General features: G+C 62.8%; 26 protein-coding genes and 1 pseudogene. 16 read left to right on the top strand and 11 right to left on the bottom strand.

Annotated elements, in window-relative coordinates:
* Nucleotides 1-130: 130 nt before the first annotated feature.
* Together FJ954_RS16065 and FJ954_RS16060 are read left to right on the top strand one after the other, a co-directional pair.
* Nucleotides 131-241: pseudogene (locus tag FJ954_RS16065) on the top strand (glyoxalase superfamily protein); the annotation flags it as partial.
* Nucleotides 242-385: 144 nt separating this feature from the next.
* Nucleotides 386-1,030 (top strand): dihydrofolate reductase family protein, encoded by a 645-nt coding sequence (locus tag FJ954_RS16060; protein WP_140661936.1) that lies wholly within the window; start codon nt 386-388, stop codon nt 1,028-1,030.
* Between the two features lie 69 nt (nt 1,031-1,099).
* Here the strand turns inward: FJ954_RS16060 and ppk2 are convergent, their stop codons facing one another.
* Nucleotides 1,100-2,020 carry a polyphosphate kinase 2 gene (gene ppk2 / locus FJ954_RS16055; protein ID WP_015318259.1) on the bottom strand — a complete coding sequence of 307 codons (921 nt, stop codon included), beginning with the start codon at nt 2,018-2,020 and terminating at the stop codon, nt 1,100-1,102.
* A gap of 282 nt (nt 2,021-2,302) precedes the next feature.
* Here ppk2 and FJ954_RS16050 point away from each other — a divergent pair, with 282 nt between their 5' ends.
* A complete protein-coding gene (locus FJ954_RS16050; RefSeq protein WP_140661935.1) occupies nt 2,303-3,346 on the top strand; it encodes an aldo/keto reductase in 1,044 nt (347 codons plus the stop codon).
* A gap of 24 nt (nt 3,347-3,370) precedes the next feature.
* Here FJ954_RS16050 and FJ954_RS16045 read toward each other — a convergent pair whose 3' ends face one another.
* Together FJ954_RS16045 and FJ954_RS16040 are read right to left on the bottom strand one after the other, a co-directional pair.
* Complete coding sequence (locus FJ954_RS16045; protein WP_140661934.1) at nt 3,371-4,342, bottom strand: glycosyl transferase family 90; 972 nt, start codon at nt 4,340-4,342, stop codon at nt 3,371-3,373.
* A gap of 137 nt (nt 4,343-4,479) precedes the next feature.
* Entirely contained in the window at nt 4,480-5,451 is a 972-nt protein-coding gene (locus FJ954_RS16040; RefSeq protein ID WP_015318262.1) for a glycosyl transferase family 90, read from the bottom strand.
* Nucleotides 5,452-5,649: 198 nt separating this feature from the next.
* Between FJ954_RS16040 and FJ954_RS16035 the strand changes: the two genes are divergently transcribed.
* Nucleotides 5,650-5,796: a hypothetical protein gene (locus tag FJ954_RS16035; protein ID WP_015318263.1), complete on the top strand. Its 147-nt coding sequence runs from the start codon at nt 5,650-5,652 to the stop codon at nt 5,794-5,796.
* 67 nt (nt 5,797-5,863) lie between these two features.
* On the opposite strand, the gene FJ954_RS16030 is transcribed toward FJ954_RS16035, so the two are convergent.
* On the bottom strand, nt 5,864-6,124 hold the full coding sequence (locus FJ954_RS16030) for a DUF982 domain-containing protein (protein ID WP_015318264.1): 261 nt from the start codon (nt 6,122-6,124) through the stop codon (nt 5,864-5,866).
* 103 nt (nt 6,125-6,227) lie between these two features.
* A complete protein-coding gene (locus FJ954_RS16025) occupies nt 6,228-6,893 on the bottom strand; it encodes a GntR family transcriptional regulator (RefSeq protein WP_140661933.1) in 666 nt (221 codons plus the stop codon).
* Between the two features lie 115 nt (nt 6,894-7,008).
* On the opposite strand from FJ954_RS16025, the gene FJ954_RS16020 reads away from it, so the two are divergent.
* Nucleotides 7,009-8,262, top strand: coding sequence for an MFS transporter (locus tag FJ954_RS16020; protein ID WP_140661932.1), 1,254 nt, complete (start codon nt 7,009-7,011; stop codon nt 8,260-8,262).
* 32 nt (nt 8,263-8,294) lie between these two features.
* Nucleotides 8,295-8,657, top strand: coding sequence for a DUF423 domain-containing protein (locus FJ954_RS16015; RefSeq protein ID WP_015318267.1), 363 nt, complete (start codon nt 8,295-8,297; stop codon nt 8,655-8,657).
* 15 nt (nt 8,658-8,672) lie between these two features.
* On the opposite strand, the gene FJ954_RS31570 is transcribed toward FJ954_RS16015, so the two are convergent.
* Both FJ954_RS31570 and FJ954_RS31565 read right to left on the bottom strand, forming a co-directional pair.
* Nucleotides 8,673-8,822, bottom strand: coding sequence for a hypothetical protein (locus FJ954_RS31570; protein WP_015318268.1), 150 nt, complete (start codon nt 8,820-8,822; stop codon nt 8,673-8,675).
* 59 nt (nt 8,823-8,881) lie between these two features.
* Nucleotides 8,882-9,025, bottom strand: coding sequence for a hypothetical protein (locus tag FJ954_RS31565; protein ID WP_015318269.1), 144 nt, complete (start codon nt 9,023-9,025; stop codon nt 8,882-8,884).
* A gap of 164 nt (nt 9,026-9,189) precedes the next feature.
* Between FJ954_RS31565 and FJ954_RS16010 the strand changes: the two genes are divergently transcribed.
* Nucleotides 9,190-10,266: a substrate-binding domain-containing protein gene (locus FJ954_RS16010; protein ID WP_140661931.1), complete on the top strand. Its 1,077-nt coding sequence runs from the start codon at nt 9,190-9,192 to the stop codon at nt 10,264-10,266.
* A gap of 18 nt (nt 10,267-10,284) precedes the next feature.
* Here the strand turns inward: FJ954_RS16010 and FJ954_RS16005 are convergent, their stop codons facing one another.
* Nucleotides 10,285-11,481 carry an OpgC family protein gene (locus FJ954_RS16005; protein ID WP_140661930.1) on the bottom strand — a complete coding sequence of 399 codons (1,197 nt, stop codon included), beginning with the start codon at nt 11,479-11,481 and terminating at the stop codon, nt 10,285-10,287.
* Between the two features lie 201 nt (nt 11,482-11,682).
* Between FJ954_RS16005 and FJ954_RS16000 the strand changes: the two genes are divergently transcribed.
* The gene (locus tag FJ954_RS16000; RefSeq protein WP_140661929.1) at nt 11,683-12,342 is read left to right on the top strand and encodes an alpha/beta hydrolase; all 660 of its coding nucleotides are present in this window, start codon (nt 11,683-11,685) and stop codon (nt 12,340-12,342) included.
* Between the two features lie 27 nt (nt 12,343-12,369).
* Here the strand turns inward: FJ954_RS16000 and FJ954_RS15995 are convergent, their stop codons facing one another.
* Nucleotides 12,370-12,990: a TetR/AcrR family transcriptional regulator C-terminal domain-containing protein gene (locus tag FJ954_RS15995; protein WP_140617074.1), complete on the bottom strand. Its 621-nt coding sequence runs from the start codon at nt 12,988-12,990 to the stop codon at nt 12,370-12,372.
* A 112-nt stretch (nt 12,991-13,102) separates the two neighbouring features.
* On the opposite strand from FJ954_RS15995, the gene FJ954_RS15990 reads away from it, so the two are divergent.
* The 5 genes from FJ954_RS15990 (at nt 13,103) to FJ954_RS15970 (ending at nt 18,801) form a co-directional block, all read left to right on the top strand.
* Nucleotides 13,103-14,266: a TCR/Tet family MFS transporter gene (locus FJ954_RS15990; RefSeq protein ID WP_140662080.1), complete on the top strand. Its 1,164-nt coding sequence runs from the start codon at nt 13,103-13,105 to the stop codon at nt 14,264-14,266.
* 134 nt (nt 14,267-14,400) lie between these two features.
* Nucleotides 14,401-15,480 (top strand): toxic anion resistance protein, encoded by a 1,080-nt coding sequence (locus FJ954_RS15985; RefSeq protein WP_140661928.1) that lies wholly within the window; start codon nt 14,401-14,403, stop codon nt 15,478-15,480.
* Nucleotides 15,481-15,491: 11 nt separating this feature from the next.
* Entirely contained in the window at nt 15,492-17,063 is a 1,572-nt protein-coding gene (locus FJ954_RS15980) for a substrate-binding domain-containing protein (RefSeq protein ID WP_140661927.1), read from the top strand.
* A gap of 11 nt (nt 17,064-17,074) precedes the next feature.
* Nucleotides 17,075-17,692: a 5-bromo-4-chloroindolyl phosphate hydrolysis family protein gene (locus FJ954_RS15975; RefSeq protein ID WP_140661926.1), complete on the top strand. Its 618-nt coding sequence runs from the start codon at nt 17,075-17,077 to the stop codon at nt 17,690-17,692.
* Nucleotides 17,692-18,801, top strand: coding sequence for a hypothetical protein (locus FJ954_RS15970; RefSeq protein ID WP_140661925.1), 1,110 nt, complete (start codon nt 17,692-17,694; stop codon nt 18,799-18,801). The genes FJ954_RS15975 and FJ954_RS15970 overlap by 1 nt, the downstream gene beginning before the upstream one ends.
* Nucleotide 18,802: 1 nt before the next feature.
* Here FJ954_RS15970 and sthA read toward each other — a convergent pair whose 3' ends face one another.
* Nucleotides 18,803-20,191 carry a Si-specific NAD(P)(+) transhydrogenase gene (sthA, locus tag FJ954_RS15965; protein ID WP_015318273.1) on the bottom strand — a complete coding sequence of 463 codons (1,389 nt, stop codon included), beginning with the start codon at nt 20,189-20,191 and terminating at the stop codon, nt 18,803-18,805.
* Between the two features lie 203 nt (nt 20,192-20,394).
* Between sthA and FJ954_RS15960 the strand changes: the two genes are divergently transcribed.
* From FJ954_RS15960 to FJ954_RS15950, 3 genes are all read left to right on the top strand, one after another.
* Nucleotides 20,395-20,865 (top strand): RDD family protein, encoded by a 471-nt coding sequence (locus tag FJ954_RS15960; RefSeq protein ID WP_015318274.1) that lies wholly within the window; start codon nt 20,395-20,397, stop codon nt 20,863-20,865.
* Between the two features lie 139 nt (nt 20,866-21,004).
* A complete protein-coding gene (locus tag FJ954_RS15955) occupies nt 21,005-21,763 on the top strand; it encodes an arginyltransferase (protein WP_015318275.1) in 759 nt (252 codons plus the stop codon).
* Between the two features lie 131 nt (nt 21,764-21,894).
* A complete protein-coding gene (locus FJ954_RS15950) occupies nt 21,895-22,791 on the top strand; it encodes a DMT family transporter (protein WP_041163860.1) in 897 nt (298 codons plus the stop codon).
* A gap of 9 nt (nt 22,792-22,800) precedes the next feature.
* Here FJ954_RS15950 and FJ954_RS15945 read toward each other — a convergent pair whose 3' ends face one another.
* Entirely contained in the window at nt 22,801-24,009 is a 1,209-nt protein-coding gene (locus FJ954_RS15945) for an AI-2E family transporter (protein WP_015318277.1), read from the bottom strand.
* Between the last annotated feature and the right edge of the window lie 18 nt (nt 24,010-24,027).

The following is a 24,027-nucleotide window of genomic DNA, read 5'->3' as shown; positions in this document are numbered from 1 at the left end:
AGCCCGCACCTCGGCCAAGAGGTATGGCGAACGCCTCCTGAGGATGCTTCCTGACCCGTTTCACCGTCGGGCGAAGGTGTCGGCATTGCGGGCACTGACGAAGGCTTCGCCGTGACCCGAGGAAACGGACATGCTTGCCTATCGCGACGCCAAGACGATGGCGAAAGCCATGCGGGAGGCGCTTGCCGCCCGCGACCTGACGATCAGCCACAGCGAGGCCCTTGAGATCGTCGCGCGCCAACCGACCGGCCAATGAGGCGGCGGCCGTAGCTTGGCGGCAATCGGAAATACCTTTTCCGGCTCGAAAAACCACTTGCAATTCAAAATCAGTTTGCTAGAAGAAACCACTTGCAAAAGACAACTGGTTCTCAAGGAGGAGGTTCTCATGTCCAAACTTCGCGTCAACGCTTTCAGCCTGTCGCTTGACGGCTATGGCGCCGGTCCCGATCAGAGCCTTGAAAATCCGCTCGGTGTCGGCGGACCGGCCCTGCACAAATGGGCTTTCAGCACCCGCACCTTCCGCAAGATGTTTGGCCAGGAAGGCGGCGAGACAGGCGTTGACGAAGACTTTGCGGCGCGCAGCTTCGAGAATGTCGGCGCCTGGATCCTCGGCCGCAACATGTTCGGGCCGATCCGGGGCGAGTGGCCTGACGACAGCTGGAAGGGCTGGTGGGGCGACAATCCGCCCTATCACGTCCCGACCTTCGTGCTGACGCATTACAAGCGCGATCCCATCGTGATGGAAGGCGGCACGACTTTTTATTTCGTAACCGACGGCATCCATTCGGCTCTCGAACAGGCCAAAGCCGCCGCGTCAGGCAAGGATGTGCGGGTCGGCGGCGGCATCTCCACCATCCGGCAGTATCTGCAGGAAAAGCTGATCGACGACATGCACGTGGCGATCTCGCCGGTGCTGCTTGGCAGAGGCGAGAACCTTTTTGCGGGCCTCGACATGCTGAATCTTGGCTACCAGTGCAGCGAACAGGTTGCGACGGCACTGGCCACGCACGTCGTCATCAAACGGGCGTAAGGTGGAGAAACCCTCGACGAAAGCCCATTTCTCCCCGTCACTATACGGGGAGAAAGACAAAACTCTCGCTCAATACTTCTCCGGCACGTAAAGCTCGCGCGGCAGCACCTGGCGCTCGTATTCCGGGTTGAAGACGCGCTCCGGCAGCGTGATCTCCTCGTGCGGCACCTCTTCATACGGCAGCTGCTTGAGCAGATGGTCGATGCAGTTCAGCCGCGCGCGCTTCTTGTCGTTACCCTCGACGATGAACCAGGGCGCCTCGGGAATGTTGGTGCGGGCGAAGGTCTCCTCCTTGGCCTTGGTGTAGTGTTCCCAGCGCACCCGCGACTGCAGGTCCATCGGCGACAGCTTCCACTGTTTCATCGGGTCGTGGATCCGCATCAGGAAGCGCATTTGCTGTTCCTCGTCGGTGATCGAGAACCAATATTTGACCACGGTGATGCCCGAGCGCACCAGCATGCGCTCGAACTCCGGCACGTCATGGAAGAACTCCTCGACCTGCTCGGGGCTGGCAAAACCCATTACCCGTTCGACGCCGGAGCGGTTGTACCAGGAGCGGTCGAGCAAAACGATCTCGCCGCCTGCCGGCAAATGCGGGACATAGCGCTGGAAATACCATTGCGACTTCTCGCGTTCGGTCGGAGCCGGAAGCGCCACGACGCGGCAGATACGCGGATTGAGCCGCTGTGTGATGCGCTTGATGACGCCGCCCTTGCCAGCGGAGTCGCGGCCCTCGAATATCACCACCAGTTTCTTCTTGTGGTAGGCGACCCAGGATTGCAGCTTGATCAATTCGGACTGGAGGCTGATCAGGTCGCGAAAATACTGCATGCGATCGATCGAAGGCGGATGCGAGTTCTTGTAGATCTTGGCGATCTCCATCGAGAGGGCCGGCTCCGACATTTCGAGCTCATAGTCCTCGTCGAGCGTGTCGGCGAGCTCGGCTTCAAGCCAGTCCTTGGCAGGGGAATTCTGTTTCAGCTCGGTCATATCAACTGCTCCGCTTGCAAGCCCTGTCGGTTACCACTGGGCGCTCCAAATTGCTGGCCGGCGGCCGGGAATGGAAACACCTGAGCCGACTTCAATATAGGCCGGCGGTGACGGTTTTATTGCAGCACAGGCGCAATTGCCGACGTTGCAAATTCCGCGATGTCTGATCGATCGACCGTCGTCGCATGGCGACAAGCCGGCCGAATTGTCCTACAAATGCGCGGTCGCCTTCCAGGCCTGCCTTGCCGGCACGCCTCTTCAACAAAATCGTGAGGATCTGACATGGAATACCGCACCCTTGGCCGTTCCGGCCTGAAGGTTTCGACACTGACGCTTGGCACCATGACATTCGGCGGCGCCGGGCCCTTCGCCGCGGTCGGCAACAGCGATCTCGCCGAAGCCAAGCGGATGATCGATATGTGCATCGATGCCGGCATCAACCTCATCGACACCGCCAATGTCTATTCCAACGGCCTCTCCGAAGAGATCATAGGCGAAGCTCTCGGCGGCAAGCGCAAGAACGATGTGCTGATCGCGTCCAAGGCGCGGATGCGGATCGGCAAGGGCCCGAACGACGAGGGCCTGTCGCGCCATCATCTGATCCGTGAATGCGAGAGCAGCCTGAAGCGCTTGAAGACCGATGTCATCGACATCTATTTCGTCCACCAATGGGACGGCCTCACTCCGCTCGAGGAGACCGTTGCCGCGCTCGACAGTTTGGTCAGCCAGGGCAAGGTGCGCTACATCGGCTGCTCCAACTATTCCGGCTGGCAGGTGATGAAGGCGCTTTCCATCAGCGACAGCCGTCACCAGCAACGCTTCGTCACCCAGCAGATCCACTATACGCTGGAAGCGCGCGAGGCCGAGTACGAGCTCTTGCCGATCTCGGTCGACCAAGGGCTGGGCGTTTTGGTCTGGAGCCCGCTCGCCGGTGGCCTGCTGTCGGGCAAATACCGCCGCGACAGCCCGACCGCTCGCCAGCTTGCCGGCTGGTCCGAGCCGCCGATCCGCGACGAGGACCGGCTGTGGCGGATTGTCGATGTGCTGGTCGAGATCGGCAAGGATCGTGGCGTCTCGGCGGCGCAGGTGGCGCTCGCCTGGCTGCTCGGACGCCCTGCCGTCTCCTCGCTGGTGATCGGTGCCCGCAATGACGTTCAGCTCAAGGACAACCTTGCGGCGGCGGCCCTGAAGCTCGGCACCGAAGAACGCCAGCGCCTCGACGCGGTCAGCCGGCCGGCTCTGCTCTACCCCTACTGGCACCAGCAACTGACAGCGAAGGATCGCTTCGGCCCAGCCGATCTGGTTCTCGACCGCAGCGATATCTGATCAGCGTCAGGCAGAGAGCAAGAGCTAGCCGCCGATAAACCGCCAGAGTTCGGGATCGGGTTCGATCTGGCCGCCGAGCACGAAATATTTGTAGAGGACGAGCAAGGAGATCGCATGCTCGTCCCGTTCATTGGAGAATTTGCGGCAATAGGCATTGGCTGCGGCGATGATGCGCTCCGCCGCGGCCGGGTGCCCTTCAAAATAACGCACTTTTTCGCCGAGATCGGCAAAATCCGGGTCAAGCGGCGCATAGTGGATACCGGCCTCGAGCTGGCTCTCGCCGAACCATGTTTCGTAGGTCGGCGGCGGCATCAGACAGAGCGAGTTGGAATTCATGATCCATTTGAGGTTGGTCGCCACGTCATTGCCCTCCAGCGAGACGATGTAGCGATAGCGCAGGTGCTGGCTGATGCTGAGGAAAGGCTTGCTGTACTTAGCCGGTGCGCTGCGCTTGTGCGAACCGGCATCGCAGAACGGCAAGTCGCGCGCGACATCCAGGAACCGTGTCCTGATCGGGTTGTTGAGGTCGCCGCGCCAGACCACGGCAGGGCGCTTGTCGGCGAAGGCGACGGTATCGAGGGGCATGTGGAAGTGGCGGAATTTGTTGAACTTCATGACGACGGCATTGCCGTTGTCGGCGCGGATCGGCCGGTCCTTGACGAGGGTCGGCAGCTTGGGCACGCCGATGACATCACCGAACTTCAGGTCGATGAGCAATGATGGATCGAAATAGCGGGCAAATTCCTTCAGGTCGTAATAGTACATGCTCGGTTCAAACGGTATCTTGTCGATGCGCACAGCATCCGGGCCTGGTGTAAAAGCGTCCTGCAGCTTGTTGTAGTGATTCAGTCGCCGACGCACGGCCTCGTCCGAGAGCCTGGCCTGCTGCAGGCGGCTGGCCAATCGCCGCCGGAAGATCGCCTGGGGCGCGATGTCGCGCATGACGTTCCGCGCATAGTAGAAGACCTTTGCCGTCGTTCGTTGGAGGGTGGCCATGGACTCTTTTGATCAAAGATAAACGCGGTTAAACAAATGACGGTCGGGATGGTTCCCGCAGCATGATTGCCCTACCATCCAGCCACGCATTCCGATAGCGCCCGAATGCGGCTGGCGGCCTCGACCGAGCGCCGCAACTAGCCCGTTATGTAGCGCCACACCTCGGCATCCGGTTTGATCTGGCCCGAGAGCACGAAGTATTTGTAGAGCACCAGCAGAGAGATCGTCTGCTCGGTCTGTTCGTCGTCGAATGTCCGGCAATAGGCGTTCGCAGCCGCGATGATGCGCTCCGCCTCCGCCGGATTCCGCTCGAAATAGGCGACGTGGTCCTCAAGGTTCGAGAAATCCGCCGCGAGCGGCACATAGTGGACGTTGGCTTCGAGCTGCCGCTCCGCAAACCATGTCTCATAGGTCGGCGGCGGCATCATGCAGAGCGACTTCGAATTCATGATCCATTTGAGATTGGTCGCCACGTCGTTGCCCTCGAGCGAGACGATGTAGCGATAGCGCTGGTGCTGGCTGATGCTGAGAAAAGGCCTGGCGTATTCGGGCGGTGCGTTCGGCTTGTGCGAACCGGCATCGCAGAACGGCAGGTCGCGCACAGCGTTCAGAAATCTTGTCCTGATCGGATTGTTGAGATCACCGCGCCAGACAACGGACGGCAGCTTGTCGGCGAACGACATCGCGTCAGCCGGCATCTGGAAATGACGAAACTTGTCGAGTTTCATGATGATCGCGTTCTTGTCGTCAGCACAGATTGGCCGGTCCTTGACGATCGAAGGCACCTTGGGGACATTCCTGACGTCGCCGAATTCCAGGTCGATGAGCAGGCCGGGATCGAAGTAGCGGGCGAACTCCTTCAGGTCGTAATAGTACATGGTCGGCGTGAAGGGCAGTTTGCCGATGCGCATGGCATCGGCGCTTGGCGCGAAACCATCCTGCAACTTGTTGTAGTAATTCAGCCTGCGGCGCGCCGCCTCACCGGAAAGCCTGGCCCTTTCGAGACGGCCAGCCAGCCGGGCACGAAACAACGCTTGCGGAGCGACATCGCGCGCGACGTTTCTCGCATAATAGAAAACTCTTGCTGCGGTCCGCGAAATTGTGGCCATCGGTCACTTGATCAAAACAAACGGGCGGTTCTCAATTCATGGCGCCCGCATGTCCTACATCATTGTGGCGCCGATCTGGCAAGCGCCCGCATCTCTTCGATGCCAGCAGCCACGCATTGTCGCTTCGGCTGTTGTGTTTGACGGCTAATGCTCCTAGGCAGGCTCAGGGCCGCAAGGCAGTCACAAAAAGGAGCCGACATGGCGCGAGCACCAAACTACGATCAGGAACGCAAGGAGCGCGACCGCCAGAAAGCGGCCAAGAAGGCTGAAAAGCTGGCGGCCAAGGTTGCCGCGCGCGAACGTACGAAGCCTGAAACCGAGACTGAGACCGAAACGAAGGATTAACGGCATCCGGCCCGCTAATGCGGGCCGAGCCTCAAATCCAATTGTCAGCCCAAACCGCGAGCTAATATCAGGCTGGCGCCTTGTCGCTGATGAAGACATCCACTTCCCGCGCCGCGGCGATGAAAGCGCGCCTGGCATTCATCGCCGGCTTGTCGCCGGCGAGCGCGTCGTGACAGGCCTGCAGCGCCGCACGATGCTTGGGGCTGCGCTTGCCGGGCCAGTTGTTGAGGAGGTAATCGGAAGCCTCCCTTGCCGAACGCAAGAGCTGAGTGCTTCCCGCCGTGACGGATTTGACGGTCACAGGTGTTTCAAACCGGTTGTTTTCCATCGCCGCTCTTACGCCATCGGCTTCCTTGAAGCGAGGCCGAAAGTGCGCTTCACGTCAGACCCGTCTGTTTTTCCGGCCAGCGCGCCGCAGCGCATGGACCGCACTAAGCGGCGACGACGGCAAATCCCCTGGCGCGAAGGCCACGTCGGTCGTTGGCAAGCGACGTCACCAGCCGATCACGGCTGCCGATGATGTGGGCCGACAGCAGCCGCGCGGCTTCATCAGCCTGACCGAGGCGTGTCGCGGCAAGAATGGCGCGATGTTCGACCCAGGCACGGCCAAGGGCCGTCTCGTCACGCACTTCCAGCCAGCGGGCGCGCGACAGGCGCGTCATCGCGTCACGAACCGCCCGGAACAGGAATTCGTTGCCGGAGAGCCGCGCCAGCTCGATGTGAAAATCCATGCCGACACGATGCCACTCCTCGCGCGGCGTATCTTCGTCGCAGGAATCGAGCATCGCCTCGATGACATCGATGGCGCTCTTGTCGGCTTGCCCGCACGTCAGCCGCAATGACGCGATCTCGACCGCCTCGCGATAGACCGCAACCTGCTCGAGTTCGGCCAGATTGATGGGCGAAACGGTCCAGCCGCGCCCGTCCCTGCCGACCAGCCCCTCGGTCTCCAGCCGCAGCAGCGCCGCCCTGACAGGCGTGCGCGAGGCGCCGAATTGGCTTTCGATCCAGCGTTCGGTCAGCCGCTCTCCCGGCCCGATCTCGAGCGCCAGGATCATCTCGCGAAGCTGCCGTTCGACATTCTGCATCTGCGACATCGCGCGCCCTTTCCGAAGCCGCATTGACAGCGGCCGGCGTGAAGTTCATGACGGAGACCAATTTGGTATCCCAAAATGGTATCCGCAACAAGCGCTGATACCGGGCAGGCAGGGCATGACGCAGGAAGACACGCAGCAAAGCGGCTACAACATTCACTGGCGGCGCAATCTCGCGGTCTGTTTCGCGGGCTCGTTCAGCACGCTCATCGCCATGACCCTGCTGTTGCCATTCCTGCCGCTCTATGTCGAACAGCTCGGCGCACAGGGCCACGCGGCAATCGTGCAGTGGTCCGGCGTCGCTTATGGCGCCACCTTCTTCGCCGCGGCCACAGTAGCGCCGCTATGGGGGCGCCTGGGTGACCGCTACGGGCGCAAGGTGATGCTGGTGCGCGCCTCCTTCGGCATGGCGATCTGCATGTCGCTGACGGGCATGGTCGAGACGGTCTGGCAACTGGTTCTGCTGCGCCTGCTGATCGGCTTCGCGGGCGGCTATTCCTCCGGTTCAACCATACTGGTGGCCATGCAGACGCCGAAGGAGCGTTCCGGCTGGGCGCTTGGCGTGCTGTCGGCGGGCATTACGGCGGGCTCGCTGGTCGGTCCCCTGTTGGGCGGCGTGCTGCCGCCGGTGATCGGCATTCGCGCCACCTTCCTCTTGTCAGGCGGTGTGATCTTCCTCGCCTTCCTGGCAACGACCTTCCTCATCAAGGAGAGCCCGCGCCCGAAGCCAGCCAAACCGGTGTCGGCGGCAAAGCCGAAAAGCGGCTGGTCGCAGATCCCGGACAAGCGCCCGGTCGTGGCCATGCTGACCACCGGCATGCTGCTCGCCTTCGCCACAATGTCGATCGAGCCGATCATCACCGTCTATGTGCAGCAGCTCATCGAGGACCAGAGCAGGGTGACGCTCGTCGCCGGCGTTGTGATGTCGGCCGCCGCGCTGGGCACCATCCTCTCGGCGTCCTGGCTCGGCAAGCTCGCGGACCGGATCGGGCACTGGAACGTTGTCGTGGGAGCACTGGCGGTTTCGGCGCTGCTCCTTATCCCGCAGGCTTTTGTCACCAATAGCTGGCAGCTTATCGGCCTGCGTTTCCTGATGGGCCTGGCGCTGGGCGGCCTCCTGCCCTGCATCACCAGTGTCATCAGGCACAACATCCCCGACGGCGTTGGCGGCAACGTGCTTGGCCTGGCGATCTCGGCGCAGTATGTCGGACAGGTCGCGGGGCCACTGGCCGGCGGTTTTGTGGGCGGCCATTTCGGCATGCCGGCGGTGTTTCTCGGCACGTCGGTGCTGATGGCGCTCGGGGCGGCCTACAACTGGACCGTCCAGTCGCGGCGGACGCGGCATATGGCGCTGGAAGCGCGCAAGCCCTGACGCTTGCTGAAGAAAGAAGGAGCACGCCGGCCATGAACCCCGATCCAAACGGCAGCCGCCTCCTCGTGCTTGCCGGCGGCCTCGTCGGCGCGGCGGGGGTGGCGCTTTCGGCGGCCGCCGCCCACCGCGGCGGCGCCTTTACCGGCACCGCCGCGTCGTTCCTGCTGATGCATGCGCCGGTCTTCCTCGCCATCGGCCTTATCGGCGCGAACCGCTGGCTGCGCATCGCCAGCCTCGTTCTGCTCGCCGGGCTGCTCCTCTTCGCGGGCGATCTTCTCGCCCGCGATTTCTGGGGCTCAAGGCTGTTTCCGATGTCGGCGCCGATCGGCGGCACCCTGCTCATTGCAGGCTGGCTGGCGATAGCGATCTCGGCCGTGGCACGTCCACGACCCTGAAATGATTGCTTGAGGTCAATCCCGGCGGCGTTCCGGGCGGACCCAAAGGGCACGGCCGCCAACAGCAGGTTTCACCCGCCGTCGCGCTTCCGGTCGCTCGGTGGCCGGTGCGATGCCCCAGTAGTTGCGGTAGATATCTTCGAACAGATGCTTGATGGGATGCATGACTCATCCTCCTTGTCTTTGAATCGATCCAATCGTCGGGCGCGAAAAAGCCGGTTTGATCAGCTCCGCTTGCGCGCCACCAAGAAGCGAAGATCGCGAACCCATGGGCCCGTCTCACCACGATGCCTAGCCTTGTTGGTGGCTGACCCGATATTCCAGTCGTTGCGGTAGATGTCGGCGAACAGGTAGTTGACGGGATGCATGGCGCTCCTCCCTTTTTGGCTATTCAGCAGAACAAGCTGCCACTTGGATCGATTCAAACCTAGGATCGAAACCGGCGCAGGTCAAGCAAAATTTGAATCGATCCAACGAAAATACTAGATGCGGCGGAAGAACGTGCTACATGGATGTCAGGAGGCACGCACAAATGGCGTCACTCACCGCAGGCAATCGACGACCCGTACGGCTGGCCGACATCGCCAAGGCCGCCGGTGTTTCGCACGGCACCGCGTCCAACGTATTCAGCCGCCCCGAGATCGTGCGCGAGGAAGTCCGCGAACGGGTTCGCGCCGCGGCCGAGGCAATGGGTTATGGCGGCCCCGATCCAAAGGGCAGGCTGCTGCGGGCCGGCAAGGTCAACGCCATCGGCGTGGCCACCGCCGAGCCCCTCTCCTATTTCTTCGACGATCCGTTTGCGCGCGTCATGATGGCGGGCATCTCGCAAGCTTGCGATGCGACCGGAGCCGGCATTTCCCTGGTCTCGGCCGCCAACAACGAGCAGCTTGCCTGGAACATCCAGAGCGCTCTGGTCGACGGCTTCATCGTCTTTTGCATCGAAGGTGGCTCGCGCCTGGTGGAGTTGGCACGTGAGCGCAAGCTGCCCTTCGTCGCGCTCGACCTCGACTCCGAGGACGGCTCGGTCGCCGCGATCGGAGTCGACAACATCGCCGGCGCCGGCATGGCGGCCCGCCATCTCACGGATCTCGGCCATCGCCGCTTCGCCGTCATGGCCCTGCCCTTCGCCGACAACAGGACGGGCCTTGTTTCGGCCGAACAGGTTCGGGCGGCGACCTATGCCGGAACGCGCGACCGCCTCACCGGCTATCTCCGGGAGCTTTCGCGGGTTGGCGTCGACATAACCAAAGTGCCTGTCTACGAGACCGCCAACGACGTGGCGAGCACGAAGGCGGGGCTCGAGACCATCTTCGCCTCCGACACGCCGCCCACCGCCATTCTGGCCATGTCGGACAGAATAGCCCTGGTGGCGCTCGAATGGCTGAGCGCACGCGGGCTGAGCGTGCCTGACGACGTTTCCATCGTCGGCTTCGACGGTGTTCCGGAAGCAGCGGTGTCCGAGCCGCCATTGACCACGATCGCCCAGCCGATTGCCGAGATGGGCCGCCTTGCCGTCAGGGCGATCCTGGAGAGCGACGGGCCGGTCAGCCGGCATCAACTGCCGGTCGAACTGATCGTGCGAACCTCGACGGCTTCGCCACGCGGCTGAACCGCACGGCCGAACCGCCTACCGATTGGCTCTTGCCATGGCAGTCCCCAAAGGCGCACGAACCGGCGCGGGAACCGTTTGGGCCGTGCGGGCCTTGCCCGAACCGCCGATGGTCGACAGCCATTCGAGATAGAAGGCGAGCGCGAACTGCATGGCGATGCCGGCCGATATCAGCAGGCTGTCATAGACGAGCCCGCCCGGATTGATCAGCTTCATCACCTGCGCGACCATGGCGATCACCGTGCCGGCGATGAATACCGGCAGCGATCTTTTGCCCAGTATGGCCAGCGGATGGTCGGGGCTGGTGCGGAACAGGTTTGACACCGTCGGCAGGGCGACGACGAGGTAGCTGACCGCCAGGATGTGCAACAGCCGCGGCAACGACAGGAAGGTCTTGTCGAAGCCGCCGATCACCACCGGCAGGTTGAACCACGTTATCTGTCCCCAGAGCGGGCTATGCACCCACACCAGAGCCGCCAGCACATAGGTCGCGGCCGCGCCGACAAGCCAGCGGTTGACCGGAATGACACCGCCGCGCCTGACATGCAGCATGGCGGCAAGGCCGATGTTGAATAGGAACTGCCAGGACAACGGGTTGAGGAACCAGAAACCGGGCTCGGGGTAATTGGGCGGAGCGATCTCCCAAATTCCGGCAACCAGCCATAGCGTGCCGGACACGACAAGCGCCGCGGCGGGCCTGGAGCTGACGAACAGGACGAACGCCGGCGCCATCAAAAGCAGCGCTGCATAGACCGGCAGGATGTTGTTGTAGCCGAGCTGATGGCCGAGCGTGACGATGCCGACCAGCACTTGCGGCGTGTTTTTCATCAAGGGCTCGATGTTGATGAGCGTCAGCAGTTCCGGCCGCCTGGCAAACACCGCCACGGCGCAGAACAGGGCCATCACCACCATCGTCGTGACGATGTGGGCGACGTAGAGCACGCCGGCCCGCCGCCACATTTTCAAGGTCGCCAGAAGCCGGCCGCCCGGCCGGAACTTTGTGCCGTAGGCGAGCGCGACCGAAATGCCTGATATCAGCACGAACGCCTCGGCCGCGTCCGAAAACCCGAAATTCTTGTAGGTCAGGGTCTCGAAAGCCGTGCCCGGCACATGGTCGACGAAGATGGTGAGCAGTGCCAGCGCGCGCAATACATCGATACGCGTGTCGCGTTCCAAGATACGCAAATCGCGATCTGGCGAAACAGGGGTAGTCATCGACAAAAGGCCTCAAAGCTGGTTGTTCATGTCCAGCAATGCGACCCCCGACGCACCGCTTCGATTTCTCCCACAGGGAGTGTATCGGCGCAGAAACGGGCCGGAATGAGCCTGGTTCAATCAACTTTCGCGGAGCATGAAAATATTGCGTTTTGAAGCCGGCAAATTGAGCGAAACCTCATATAATCAATGGGATGCGGTATGACTGGCGCCAGTGTCGAAAATAGCCCTCTGATGCTGGATCTAGCCTTTCCCTATCGCCTCCTCGGTGCCGGCAAAAGCGGCCGCGCGTTCCTGTTCCTGGTGCATGGATCGGGTGTCGACGAGACAAGCATGGTGCCGCTGGCGAGGCGCATCGCGCCCGACGCCACCCTGATCGCGGTACGGGGCCGCATCCCGCAGGAGGACGGTTTTCGCTGGTTCGAGCGAATCACGCCGACGCGCTTCGGCCAGCAAAGCATCCGTGTCGAAACCGCCGCCTTCGCGGCATTCGCAAGCGAAGTCGCCGCGCGCCATGGGCTCGATCTCGCCCACGCGACATTCCTTGGCTATTCGAACGGCGCCAATCTGGTTTCGAGCCTGATGCTGCTCCATCCCGGCATTGTCCGGAGCGCGGCGCTGCTGAGGCCAATGCCGGTGCTCGACAAGGTGCCTTCAACGGACCTCATGGGCACACGGACGCTGATCATTGCCGGGGCGGCGGACGAGACCTACGGGCCTTTCGCGTTGGCGCTGGTGACGCTGCTCAGCCGGCACGGTAGCGAGATCGACGCCCGGATCGTTCCATCAGGCCACGAAATCGGCGACCCGGACGCCGCGATCGTCGAGCGATGGCTGGCCGGAGCGGCACAGGGAGGCTGACCGCCTCTGCGACCGCTCGCTGCCCAATCAGCGTTCGGCCACCATTCGAACTTCTGCCCCGGCGATCAGCAGGGCGAGCCCGCTTTCAAACAGCGCCTCGTGTCCGCCGGCACGGTAGTGCACCAAGGCTTCGCGCAAGAGCGGATGATCATGCGCCGCGGCATCTAGCGCTTCGCCACGCCCCGGACCTGACGGATATTCGGCTTGCTCCTCCGTGACACAGCCGACCGTGTAGCGGCCGACCGTCATCAGCAATTCCATGGCTGGAATCGCCGCCATGCCCTCGCCCGCCAGGAATTCCAGCAGCCGCTCGAAGTGCCCGAGCTCTTGCGGATCCGCTTCCGTGCCGGCGTGGACACGCGCGCCGTCGCGATAGGCAATCAGGGCGCTGCGAAAGCTGCGGGCATTCTTGCGCACGAAATCCTGCCAGGTCTCGCCGAGCCGTGGTGTTCGATGCCGATGGCCGCGCCGCAAGATCTCTTCGTTCATCGCGTCGAGCAAGGCGCGCTTGCTCCTGAAATGCCAGTAGAGTGCCGGCTGCTGCACCTTGAGCCGCTGCGCCAAAAGGCGGGTCGACAGCGCATCGATGCCAACCTCGTTGAGCAAGCCTAGCGCTTCGTCGACGATCATCGTCTTGTCCAGTTTCATGCGAATCCGTCTGGTCCTCCAGCTTGCGCCGTGAATTTATCAGTGATAAACCTTCCTTATCAACGATAAATTCCTGAGTCCGATCGTGAAAAGAGCTTATCTCGTCGTCCTGATGGCGATGGCACTGGACGCCGTGGGCGTCGGGCTGATGATGCCGGTGCTGCCGGGCTTGCTGCGCACGGTCGGCCATGTCGACGATATCGGCTGGATTTTTGGCGCCTTCCTGTCGGCCTACGCCGCCATGCAGGTGCTTTTTTCGCCGCTGCTCGGCGCCCTGTCCGACCGCTACGGCCGTCGGCCGGTCTTGCTCGTCTCGCTCACGGGATCGATGGCGGACTATCTGTTCATGGCCTTCGCGCCAACACTGCCGCTGCTGTTCGTTGGCCGGCTGATCGCGGGCGTCACCGGCGCCAGCATGGCGGTAGCTTCCGCCTACATGGCAGATATCAGCAGCCAGGATCTTCGTGCTCGGGGTTTTGGCCATCTCAACGCCGCCTTTGGCGTCGGCTTCATAGCCGGTCCGGCGCTCGGTGGCCTGCTTGGTGACGTTTGGCTACGCACGCCCTTCCTGGTTGCGGCAGCACTCAACGGGATCAACCTGGTACTGGCTTTCTTCCTGCTGCCGGAACCGAAGCGCGCGGGCGGCGCAAGCGAAATGCCGTCTTTCAACCCGCTGGCGCCGTTGCGTTGGGCGCTGACTTTCCCGGCCCTTTTGCCGCTGCTTGGTGCCTTCGCCGTTCTTGCCCTGGTCGGCGAAGTCGGCGGCACCATCTGGGTGCTCTATGTCCAAGGCAAATTCGCTTGGGACCTGTTCACCGTCGGCATCTCGTTGGCGCTGTTCGGGCTCTTCCATGCTGGAGCCCAGGGTTTTGTTGCCGGGCCGATCACCGAGCGCTGGGGCGAGAAAGCAGCGCTGATCATCGCCATCCTCGCCGACAGCACGGCCTATATATCGATAGCGCTGGCCTGGCAGGGCTGGATGGCCTTCGCCCTGCTGCCGCTGTTCTGTCTCGGCGGGATCGGAGCTCCGGCATTGCAGTCGCTGTTGACCTCACGCGTCGGCGCCGACCATCAGGGACGGCTGCAGGGCGTGCTCACCAGCATGACCAGCCTGGTCTCGGTGTTCGGGCCCTTCATCATCGCCATGCTCTATTTCCGCACGCGCACCGTCTTTCCCGGCACAGTCTGGATCGCGGGGGGGGCGCTTTATGTGCTGTGCCTGCCATTGCTCCTGCGAACCGGGTCATCTCCAGCCGTGCGGGAGGCCGCCGAATAGATATTTCTTGACGCTAGGCCGGAAGACGGCACTGTTCACCGCCGAAAACGGCCTCGGACTACCGTTTTCCACAGCGGCGACATATCACTGTCACAGATTACCTATCGAGATGCTGTTACCGAGGGGAAGTCTGCATGGCCGACAAGAACAGCATCACTCTGCTCGACGACACTTCGACATTGCCGGCAATCGTAGCCGATCCGTCCGACATCGCCAGAATCGAAAGCACGATCGACGTAAGAGACCGTGCCGGCATTTCTGTCTATGGCGACCGTGCCCAGCAGGCAGTCAGTGACTATGCCGACAAGATATTGTCCCAGTTGCGCAACCGGGACCTCGGCGACACCGGCGATCTCCTGACCGACATCATCATGAAGGCCAAGAATCTCGATCCGGCCTCGCTCAAGGACCAGGGTTTCCTCAGCGGCCTGTTCTCCTCGTTCAAGGCGCGGCTCGAGCGCTTCAAGGAGAAGTACGAAGACGTGGCGGGACAGATCGATCGCATCGGCCTCGAGCTCGACCGTCACAAGGACACGCTGCGGCGCGACATTGCCGTGCTCGACGACCTCCATGAGCAGACCAAGGGCTCCATCCTCAAGCTCGACGCCTATGTGCAGGCCGGCAAGAAATTCGTCGATGACTACCGTGCCAACGAGTTGCCGAAGCTGAAGGCCGCGGCGGATACCGCTAGCGGCGACACTGGAGGCACGCTGGAGGCGCAAACCTATCAGGATGCCGTGCAGGCGCTCGACCGCCTGGAAAAGCGCATCTTCTACCTGGTGCAGGCGCGCCAGCTCGGCATCCAGCAACTGCCGCAGATCCGCATCGTGCAGTCGGGCGACGAGACGCTGATCGAGAATTTGCAAGCGACCTCGGCGCTGACCGTGCCGGCTTGGAAGCAGAAGATGCTCATCCTGCTTGGGCTGACCAACCAGAAGTCGGCGCTCGAACTGCAAAAGACGGTGACCGACGCAACCAACGAGATGATCCGCCAGACGTCGAAAATGATGAAGGACCAGGCGATTTCGGTCGAGGAACAGGCGCAGCGCGGCATCGTCGACGTCGAGACGCTGGCGCAGGCCAATCGCGATCTCATCGACACGGTACAGGGCGTGCTGAAAGTCCAGCAGGAGGGCCGCCAGAAGCGGGCCGACGCCGAAAAACAGATGGACCAGATGACGATCGACTTGAAGAAAGCGCTGACCCAGTCCTGATCGGAACCGCCATGGCGAAGACGCTGACGTCCGTTCTGCTGCTCGCCTTCGCGGTGTTTTTGACGGCCTGCAATTCCAGCCAAGTCAAATTCTCGATCGTCTCCGGCTCCGAAAATACGGTGCTGGAGCCGATCGTCCAGCAATTCTGCGCCAAGCAAGGCGCGACCTGCACGATTTCCTACCAAGGCTCGCTCGACATCGGGCTCGGACTGCAAAAGCCTGGCGGCCTCGACCAGGATGCGGTTTGGCCGGCCTCCAGCGTCTGGGTCGACCTGTTCGACAGCGGCCGCAAGGTGCGCAACCTGACGTCGATCGCGCAGATGCCGGTCATTCTGGGCGTGCGCAAGTCCAAGGCCGAAGAGCTCGGCTGGGTCGGCAGGCAGGTCTTCATGAAGGACATCCTGGCCGCGGTGAAGGACGGCAACCTGAAATTCCTGATGACGTCGGCGACGCAGTCCAATTCGGGCGCCAGCGCCTATCTCGCAATGCTCTCCAGCGCGCTCGGCGGCAAGGAGGTGATCGAGCCGGGCGACCTCGACAATCCCGCCGTGCACGATGCGGTAAGTGCCTTGCTGCAAGGCGTCGAGCGCTCGTCCGGTTCGTCGGGCTGGCTCGCCGATCTCTACGTCGACAGCGCCGGCAAGGGCACCGTCTACGACGCGATGTGGAACTACGAGGCGGCGCTGAAGGAGACCAACGACAAACTCAAGCAGATGGGCAACGAGCCGCTCTATGCCATCTATCCGGCCGACGGCGTCGCTGTCGGCGACTCGCCGCTGGGTTTCATCGATCATGGACGCGGAGCCGATGTCGAAAAATTCTTCACCGACCTTCTCGCCTATCTGCAGTCGGACGCGGCACGCAAACGCATCGCCGATACCGGTCGGCGGCTGCCGCTCGGCGGCGCGGCCATCCAGGCCGCCGCCGAGCCGGATTGGAATTTTGATCCCGGCAAGCTGGTGACGTCGATCCGCATTCCGGAGCCGGCCGTGATCCGCAAGGCGCTCGACCTCTACCAGGAGGCCTTGCGCAAGCCTTCGCTGACGGCGCTGTGCTTCGATTTTTCCGGCTCGATGGAAGACCAGGGCGAGAAACAGTTGCAGGCCGCCGCCCAATTCCTGTTCACGCCGGAAAAGGCAAGCGAGGTGCTGGTGCAATGGACGCCGTCCGACCGCATCTTCGTGCTGCCTTTCGACGCTGTCGTGCGCGACACATTCGAGGCGAAAGGCGACTCGGCGGGCCAGAGCGAGCTGCTGGCGGACGTTGCCCAGCAACGCGTCGGCGGCGGCACCGATATGTATGCCTGTGCCGACCAGGCCCTGCAGAAGATCGTTGCCACGGCGGATCTTTCGAAATACCTCCCGGCCATCGTCATCATGACCGATGGCCGCACCGATGGCGGCGCGGACCTGTTTCTCGCTCACTGGCGCAACGCCGCCGTGCGCGTGCCGGTCTTCGGCGTCACCTTCGGCGACGCCGACAAGAGCCAGCTCGACAGTCTCGCCAAGGCGACCTCGGCACGGGTCTTCGATGGCAGCGGCGATCTGGCCGGCGCCTTCCGCGCCGCGCGCGGCTACAATTAGAGCCTGCCGGGATGCGTGGCTTGTTCGGCAATGACTGGAACTGGATCGCGGCGGGCGGGATATCTGCGGTGTTGCTTGTCGGCTTGGGTTTTCTGACCCAGTTCCCGTTCCTGGTGTCGGCCATCATCGCGGCCCTCGTCTTTGCCGGACTGGTGTTCGTGCTGGCGCCGCGACAGCTTTTCGAAGGGCTCGACCTCAGCACGCTCAGCGGCAGCAAAGTGGCCTTCGCCCGCGAACTCCTGGCGCAAGCGCAGCCAGCCGCGGACCGGCTGTCGGCAACGGCCGGTTCGATCGCCGATAAGGACATGAAAGCCAAGGTGAAGAACCTGTCCGACATCGCCGCCGACGTGATTTCCAAAGTCGAGACGAAGCCGGAAACCGCGCCCTCGGTGCGGCGTTTCCTCACCTACTACGTGCCGCAGGCGGCGGAAGTGGCGGAAGGCTACGCGACGCTGGCGAACCGGCGTGCACCCAGCCAGGTCCGGCTCGCCAATGTCGGCGCCGTCATCACCAAGCTTCAGGACGCCTTCGTGCATTATGCCGACAGCCTGGCCGACAGCGAACTTGGCACGCTCGACGTCGACCTGCGACTCATTCAGGAGTCGTTGAAAGAGGATATCGGACGCTGATGGCCATTTCGCGCCGCGCTTTCGGACTGGGTCTGCTGGGTGCCGCCGCTGCCGGCACCGGCGGCTATTTGACGCTGAAGGATCGTCCCGAATTCCGTGGCTATCTTGGCAACAAAGCGCATCTGTTCGGCTTCATCGGCGGCGAGAAGCAGGCATTCCTGGCCGATCCGGACGTCGTGCATGCGCTTGGCGGCTACGGGCTGGAACTCGATGCGCGTGTCGCCGGTTCCGTGGAGATGGTGCGCGAGCCGGCATTGCTCACCCAAAAACCGCAATTCCTGTGGCCCTCATCCTCGATCATGGTCGACCTCGCGCGCAAGAGCGGTGTCTCGATCCGCAACGACCAGGTCGTGCTCAACTCCCCGATCGTCGTCTACACCTGGGGACCTGTAGTCGAAGGGCTAAAGAAGAGCGGGCTGGTCACGGTCGCCGCCAAGGGCGGCTACAACCAGCTCGATCTCAAGGCCTTGCTCGACGCCATTCTGGCCGGCAAGAACTGGGCCGATCTCGGCATTGACGAGCTTTATGGCCGCGCCCGCATCGTCTCCACCGATCCCAACCGCTCCAACTCCGGTTTCATGTTCGCCGGCCTGGTGCTCAGCCTGATGAGCAGCGACGTGGCGACCCAGGAACTGCTTGCCCAGCACGGCGACCAGGCCAAGGCGATCTTCCGCAGCATGGGGCTGAAGTCGTCCTCGTCGGGAAAGCTGTTCGACCAGTACATCGCCGGCGGTCTCGGCGCCGAGCCGATGGTGGTGGGTTATGAGAACCAACTGGTGGAATGGGCGCTCGCCGATCCCGCGCGCTGGCAAAGGGTGCAGGCCGGCATGGGCGCCAAGCCCGAGATTCTCTACCCCAGGCCAACCGTCTATTCGGCGCATCCGCTGATCGTCGTCGACCCCGCGGTCGACAGGCTGCTGGAGGCGCTGACCAGCCCAAAGCTGCAAGAGCTTGCCTGGTCGAAACACGGTTTTCGCGGGCCGCTCGGCACCGTCAGCGGCGGCGCCGATGCCGCGATCGCCGGCGTGCGGCCGGCGGAAATCGAGGCGGTGCTGCCGATGCCCTCTGCCGACGTGATGCTGGCGCTGCTGTCGCAGTTGGAAGGCTGATCTACCCTCTTCCCATCCTGTTCCAGGCGTCGAGGCCGGCGATCTTGTAGGCCTCGGCCAGGGTTGGATAGTTGAAGGTGTTGTTGACGAAGAAGTCGACCGTGCCGCCGAGATTGATCACCGCTTGGCCGATATGAATGAGTTCGGTGGCGCCCTCACCGACAATGTGCGCGCCGAGCAGGCGCCGCGTCTCGATCGAGAACAACAGCTTCAGGAAGCCGGTGTCGACGCCCATGATGTGGCCGCGCGACGTCTCACGGAAGCGCGCGACGCCAACCTCATAGGCGCCGCCGCTTTGGCGTACCTGCTCCTCGGACTGGCCGACCGTCGATATCTCCGGCACCGCGTAGATGCCGTAGGGAAAGGTCTCCGGCGGCGCGGGCAGGGTCACGCCAAAGGCATGGCAGGCGGCCACCCTGCCCTGCTCCATGGAGGTCGAGGCGAGGCTTGGAAAGCCGATGACGTCGCCGGCCGCGTAGATGTTCGGCACGCTGGTCTGGAAAGTCTGGGGATCGACCTTGATGCGGCCCCTGGAGTCGGCTTCGATGCCGACCACGTCGAGGCCGAGGCTGCCGACATTGCCGGTGCGGCCGGCGGCGTAGAGCACGACCTCGGAGCGAATGGTGCGGCCATCGGCCAGTTCCACTTCGGCGGCATCCGGCTTGGAGCGGATTTCCTTGACCGCGCTGCCCAGTCTTATCGTCATGCCGCGGTCGCGCATCTGGTGGATGAAATCGTCGACGATCTCCCGGTCGACGAAATCGAGGATGGAGTTGCGCGGCTCGACCAGGGTCACCGGTACGTCGAGCGCGGAAAAGATCGTGGCGTATTCGACGCCGATGACGCCGGCGCCGATCACCGTCAGCGTGCGTGGCAGGCGGTCGAGTTCAAGCATTTCGTCGCTGTCGAAGACACGGGTCTTGTCGAAGGGCACGTCGGCCGGCCGATGCGGCCTGGTGCCCACGGCGATCAGTGCGTTGGCGAAACCGACTTCGCTGTAGTCGCCATTGTCCGATGTCAGGCTGACCTTGTTGGAGCCCAGAAATTTCACCGCCGCGCGCGCGCTTTTGACCGTGTTGCGCATGAACTGGTGCTGCAGCACCTCGACCTCATGGTCGAGCGTCTTGTGCAGGCGCTCGATCAGGTCGCCGACCGAGATATCCTGCTTGACCCGATAGCCGCGTCCATAGAAGCCGCGCTCGCGCCAGCCCGAGAGGTTGAGCACCGTTTCGCGCAGCGTTTTGGAAGGAATGGTGCCGGTGTGCACCGAGACGCCGCCAAGGCGCCGGCCCCGGTCGACCACCAGCACCGATTTGCCGAGTTTGGCCGATTGCACGGCAGCGCGGCGGCCGGAAGGGCCGCTGCCGATGACCAGCATGTCGTAGTCCATATTGCCCCGTCCCCTCGGCGTCTTGTTGCGCCGCAGCAAGCTAACGCCATCCGTGCTGCAAATTCAACCGCTTCGGACCCTCAGCCCATTCTGTCCCGCCTGGCGCCGCGGCGAAACGGTCCGATCTTGATTCCACCATGAGCCTTCACCATTTCTGGTGCGGTGGGCGCAGGCTAAGCAGGCCCCTGTTACGAGGAAATGACATGAACGCTCGCGTTCTCGACGGCGAAATCATCAACACCCGGCTCGACGATGTCAGGGCTTTTGAAGGCGTGCGCACAAGGCGCATTCTGGCTTTCGTGCTCGACTATCTCATCGTTGGCCTGCTGAGCATTCCGGTGGCCATCCTGGTGTTCTTCCTCGGGCTCTTGACCCTCGGCCTGGGCTGGATGCTGTTCGGCGTCCTGGTGCCGGCAGTCGCCATCCTCTACATCTGGAACACGTTGGGCAGCGCCGACCAGGCCACCACGGGCATGAAGATGATGGGCATCCGCCTCGACCGTCTCGACGGCACCCGCATCGACGGGCTGACCGCGGTCGTCCATTCCGTATTGTTCTGGGCCGGCAACGTCATCCTGTCGCCGCTGGTCCTGCTGGTGACCCTGTTCTCGGACCGCAAGCGCACGCTGCACGATCTTTTGCTCGGCACTGTCGTCAGCCGCACCGGCCGCTGAAACCGCCCTGAAGCAAAGCCGCAGCCCCCTTGAGCGCAAATGTGAAGGTGTTGAGTTGCCCACACCTTCACAATCCTGTTGAATTTTTCGCCGCCGGAGCCAAAGGTAGAGCGATTCGAAGGAGTGTTTCCAAGGCTCGATGACGCAGCACCCGACCCAGTCGCCGCAGTTCTTCCTGACCGCGCCGTCGCCGTGCCCCTATCTCGACGGCCAGTTCGAGCGCAAGGTGTTCACGCATCTGGTCGGCGACAAGGCCTCGGAGATGAACGACCTGCTCACGCAAGGCGGCTTCCGGCGCTCGCAGAACATCGCCTACAGACCAGCCTGCGAGACCTGCCGCGCCTGTGTGTCGGTGCGTATCCTGGCACAGGAGTTCACCGCCAGCCGCAACATGAAGCGTGTGCTGCAGCACAATTCCGACCTCGTCGGCGCCATGCACAACGCCGAGCCCTCGACCGAACAATATTCACTGTTTCGCGGCTATCTCGATGCCCGCCACCGCCGCGGCGGCATGTCCGACATGACGGTGCTCGACTACGCCATGATGGTCGAGGATACCCATGTCGACACCAAGGTGATCGAATACCGGCGGCGCGGACCCGACACCTTCATCACCGGCAAAGGCCAGGGTGAACTCATAGCGGTGGCGCTCACCGACAAGATGGCCGACGGCTTGTCGATGGTTTATTCCTATTTCAATCCCGATTTCGAAAGCCGCTCGCTCGGCACGTTCATGATCCTCGACCATATCGCCCGTGCCAAGGCGATGGGGCTGCCCCATGTCTACCTGGGCTACTGGGTCAATGGTTCGCGCAAGATGAATTATAAGATGCGCTTCATGCCGCAGGAGCATCTCGGCCCAAAAGGCTGGGAGCGCTATACCAACGAAGCGGTCTGACGCTGAGTTTTCCCCCGATCCACGCTTAAACTGTTTCAAGGCAGGGGATGCTGGTCTTTCAGCCGCTCGGCTGGAGAGAGTGCGCGCTTGCGCCGACCGGCCGCCTGCAATTCAATTGCGAAAGTTCCTGCATGTCCTCTCACCATGATCACCAGAAGGGCCTTCTGATAACCGCCATCGGCGGACTGATACTGACCGTCGACATACCGTTGATCCGCCTTGCGGATGGCGGCGCGTGGACCATCCTTTTGCTGCGAACCGGAACCACCTTCATCGCCGCGATGATCATCTGGTCGGTCTGGCGCGCGCTGAGCCGGAATGTCCCGCCGCTTATCCCCGGCTGGTCCGGGCTGATCGTGGCGATATGCTATGGGCTGACCTCGATCACCTTCGTTACCGCGGTCTTCCACACCTCGACCGCCGACCTGGTGTTCATCCTGGCCTTCAACACCGTCTTCGCCGCACTCTTGTCCTGGATATTCCTACGGGAAAGGCCGGGAGCGGTGACGATCGCGGCCATGCTGGTCATGATCCTCGGCGTGCTGGTCATCGTCGGCGGTTCGGTTGGCAGCGGCAAGCTGTTCGGTGATTTCATGGCGCTGTGCTCGGCTTTCTTCATCGCGGTGGCCATCACCCTCTCGCGAGCCAGCGGCAAGGACATGGGATTCACCTCGCTGATCGGCGTCCTTCTGCCGCTTGGGCTGGCGGCCTTCATGGTGAGCGGCGAAGGCTTTCACGTAAACGCGCCATGGTGGATCATCTTCAACGGCGCCGTCATTATGCCCATCTCGTTCTTCTGCCTCGCCGCCGGGCCGAAATACATTTCAGGACCGGAAGTGGCGATGTTCTACCTGCTCGAAACCGTGCTGGCGCCGATCTGGGTGTGGATGATCTTTGCCGAGACGCCGACCCGCAACAGCCTAATCGGCGGCGGCATCCTGATCGTCACGCTCGTCGCCCATTCGCTCTGGCAGTTGCATGATGGGCGCAAGCGCCGCGGCGACCTCGCGGTACACCATCCGGCGTAGAGTGGAGATTCAGGCGCTGGCTTTCTTGACCACGCTGGGTTCGGGCAGGACCTCGATTTGTGGACCGGCTTCGATTTCATTCGGCGGCACGATCTCGTCGGCCAGTTCCACCTCGCGCAGCCACTCGCGCCAGATCGCGACCAGCAGCGCCATCAGCACCGGGCCGATGAACAGGCCGAGAAAACCCATGGTCTTGACGCCGCCGATCAAACCGAAAAAGGTCGGCAGGAAGGGCAGTTTTATCGGGCCGCCGACGAGCTTGGGGCGCAACGTCTTGTCGACGACGAACAACTCGACCGTGCCCCAGATGAACAGCGCCAGGCCGGCCATCGGTGAGCCGCTGGCGGCGAGGTAGATCGAGACCAATGTGAAGGACAATGGCGCACCGCCGGGGATGAGCGCCATGACGCCGGTCAGCGCGCCGAGCGTCACCGGCGACGGCACACCAGCCAGCCAGTAGGCGATGCCCAGCACCAGTCCCTCGCCGATGGCGATTACCGTCATGCCGGTCACGGTCGAGGAAATGGTCGCCGGCACGACGCGCGAGATCCGTTCCCAGCGGGTGGGCAGGATGCGCTCGCCGAGGCGGTCGATCTGGCCGGCGAAATTCTCGCCGTCGCGATAGGCGAAAAACAGGGCGATCATCATGAACAGCAGCGTCAGAAAGAGGCTGAAAGCGCTGCCGCCGGCGGCGAGCGCACCGCGGTAGATGCTGCCTATATTGGCGCCGCTGACCAGCTGGATCAGTTCGCCGATGCCGCCGGGATGGCCGAGATTGGTCGTCCACTGCTCGTTCAGCCACTCACCCACCACAGGCAGGGTGGCGATCCAGTGCGGCGTCACCGCACCGTGGCGGTTGGTCTCTATCGCCCAGCCGACCCATTCGCGCACCTCGTTGATGGCGTAGGTGCCGGCAAGCGCGATCGGTATCACCAGGAAGGCCAGGATGAACAGGATGGCAAATGTGGCGGCGATGGTTCGGTTGCCGCCGACGCCGACCAGCAGCCGTCGGTAGAGCGGCCAGCTGGCGAAGGCGATAACGAGGGCGGCCAGCACCGGGAACAGGAAGCCGTGGAAAAAATAGACGCCGGCGGCAACGATCAGCACCAGCAGCCAGCGCGCCGCCGAGAGCGGCGGTATGACGGCCGAACGAAGCGGTGTGGACAGCCCGAAGAGGCGCTGCTGCCGTTCCGGCTTCTGGATCTTTGCTTCCTTCAAACGCCCTGTTCTCCCCGG

It is taken from the genome of Mesorhizobium sp. B2-3-15 (assembly GCF_006442875.1).
Lineage (GTDB): Bacteria > Pseudomonadota > Alphaproteobacteria > Rhizobiales > Rhizobiaceae > Mesorhizobium > Mesorhizobium australicum.
Note: the sequence above shows the minus strand (reverse complement) of the source record. Positions and strands in the feature narration are given on the sequence as shown.

Excerpts from the sequence above, each read along its gene's own strand:
- FJ954_RS16025 (WP_140661933.1), bottom strand. The coding sequence starts at position 6,893 with ATGTCGCAGATGCAGAATGTCGAACGGCAGCTTCGCGAGATGATCCTG.
- FJ954_RS16015 (WP_015318267.1), top strand. The coding sequence starts at position 8,295 with ATGAACCCCGATCCAAACGGCAGCCGCCTCCTCGTGCTTGCCGGCGGC.
- FJ954_RS15990 (WP_140662080.1), top strand. The coding sequence starts at position 13,103 with ATGGCGATGGCACTGGACGCCGTGGGCGTCGGGCTGATGATGCCGGTG.
- FJ954_RS15975 (WP_140661926.1), top strand. The coding sequence starts at position 17,075 with ATGCGTGGCTTGTTCGGCAATGACTGGAACTGGATCGCGGCGGGCGGG.
- FJ954_RS15950 (WP_041163860.1), top strand. The coding sequence starts at position 21,895 with ATGTCCTCTCACCATGATCACCAGAAGGGCCTTCTGATAACCGCCATC.
- FJ954_RS16000 (WP_140661929.1), top strand. The coding sequence starts at position 11,683 with ATGACTGGCGCCAGTGTCGAAAATAGCCCTCTGATGCTGGATCTAGCC.
- FJ954_RS16020 (WP_140661932.1), top strand. The coding sequence starts at position 7,009 with ATGACGCAGGAAGACACGCAGCAAAGCGGCTACAACATTCACTGGCGG.
- FJ954_RS16045 (WP_140661934.1), bottom strand. The coding sequence starts at position 4,342 with ATGGCCACCCTCCAACGAACGACGGCAAAGGTCTTCTACTATGCGCGG.
- FJ954_RS15985 (WP_140661928.1), top strand. The coding sequence starts at position 14,401 with ATGGCCGACAAGAACAGCATCACTCTGCTCGACGACACTTCGACATTG.
- FJ954_RS16005 (WP_140661930.1), bottom strand. The coding sequence starts at position 11,481 with ATGACTACCCCTGTTTCGCCAGATCGCGATTTGCGTATCTTGGAACGC.
- sthA (WP_015318273.1), bottom strand. The coding sequence starts at position 20,191 with ATGGACTACGACATGCTGGTCATCGGCAGCGGCCCTTCCGGCCGCCGC.
- FJ954_RS15970 (WP_140661925.1), top strand. The coding sequence starts at position 17,692 with ATGGCCATTTCGCGCCGCGCTTTCGGACTGGGTCTGCTGGGTGCCGCC.
- FJ954_RS31565 (WP_015318269.1), bottom strand. The coding sequence starts at position 9,025 with ATGCATCCCGTCAACTACCTGTTCGCCGACATCTACCGCAACGACTGG.
- FJ954_RS16060 (WP_140661936.1), top strand. The coding sequence starts at position 386 with ATGTCCAAACTTCGCGTCAACGCTTTCAGCCTGTCGCTTGACGGCTAT.
- FJ954_RS16030 (WP_015318264.1), bottom strand. The coding sequence starts at position 6,124 with ATGGAAAACAACCGGTTTGAAACACCTGTGACCGTCAAATCCGTCACG.
- ppk2 (WP_015318259.1), bottom strand. The coding sequence starts at position 2,020 with ATGACCGAGCTGAAACAGAATTCCCCTGCCAAGGACTGGCTTGAAGCC.
- FJ954_RS31570 (WP_015318268.1), bottom strand. The coding sequence starts at position 8,822 with ATGCATCCCATCAAGCATCTGTTCGAAGATATCTACCGCAACTACTGG.
- FJ954_RS15955 (WP_015318275.1), top strand. The coding sequence starts at position 21,005 with ATGACGCAGCACCCGACCCAGTCGCCGCAGTTCTTCCTGACCGCGCCG.
- FJ954_RS15980 (WP_140661927.1), top strand. The coding sequence starts at position 15,492 with ATGGCGAAGACGCTGACGTCCGTTCTGCTGCTCGCCTTCGCGGTGTTT.
- FJ954_RS15960 (WP_015318274.1), top strand. The coding sequence starts at position 20,395 with ATGAACGCTCGCGTTCTCGACGGCGAAATCATCAACACCCGGCTCGAC.
- FJ954_RS15995 (WP_140617074.1), bottom strand. The coding sequence starts at position 12,990 with ATGAAACTGGACAAGACGATGATCGTCGACGAAGCGCTAGGCTTGCTC.
- FJ954_RS16035 (WP_015318263.1), top strand. The coding sequence starts at position 5,650 with ATGGCGCGAGCACCAAACTACGATCAGGAACGCAAGGAGCGCGACCGC.
- FJ954_RS16050 (WP_140661935.1), top strand. The coding sequence starts at position 2,303 with ATGGAATACCGCACCCTTGGCCGTTCCGGCCTGAAGGTTTCGACACTG.
- FJ954_RS16040 (WP_015318262.1), bottom strand. The coding sequence starts at position 5,451 with ATGGCCACAATTTCGCGGACCGCAGCAAGAGTTTTCTATTATGCGAGA.
- FJ954_RS16010 (WP_140661931.1), top strand. The coding sequence starts at position 9,190 with ATGGCGTCACTCACCGCAGGCAATCGACGACCCGTACGGCTGGCCGAC.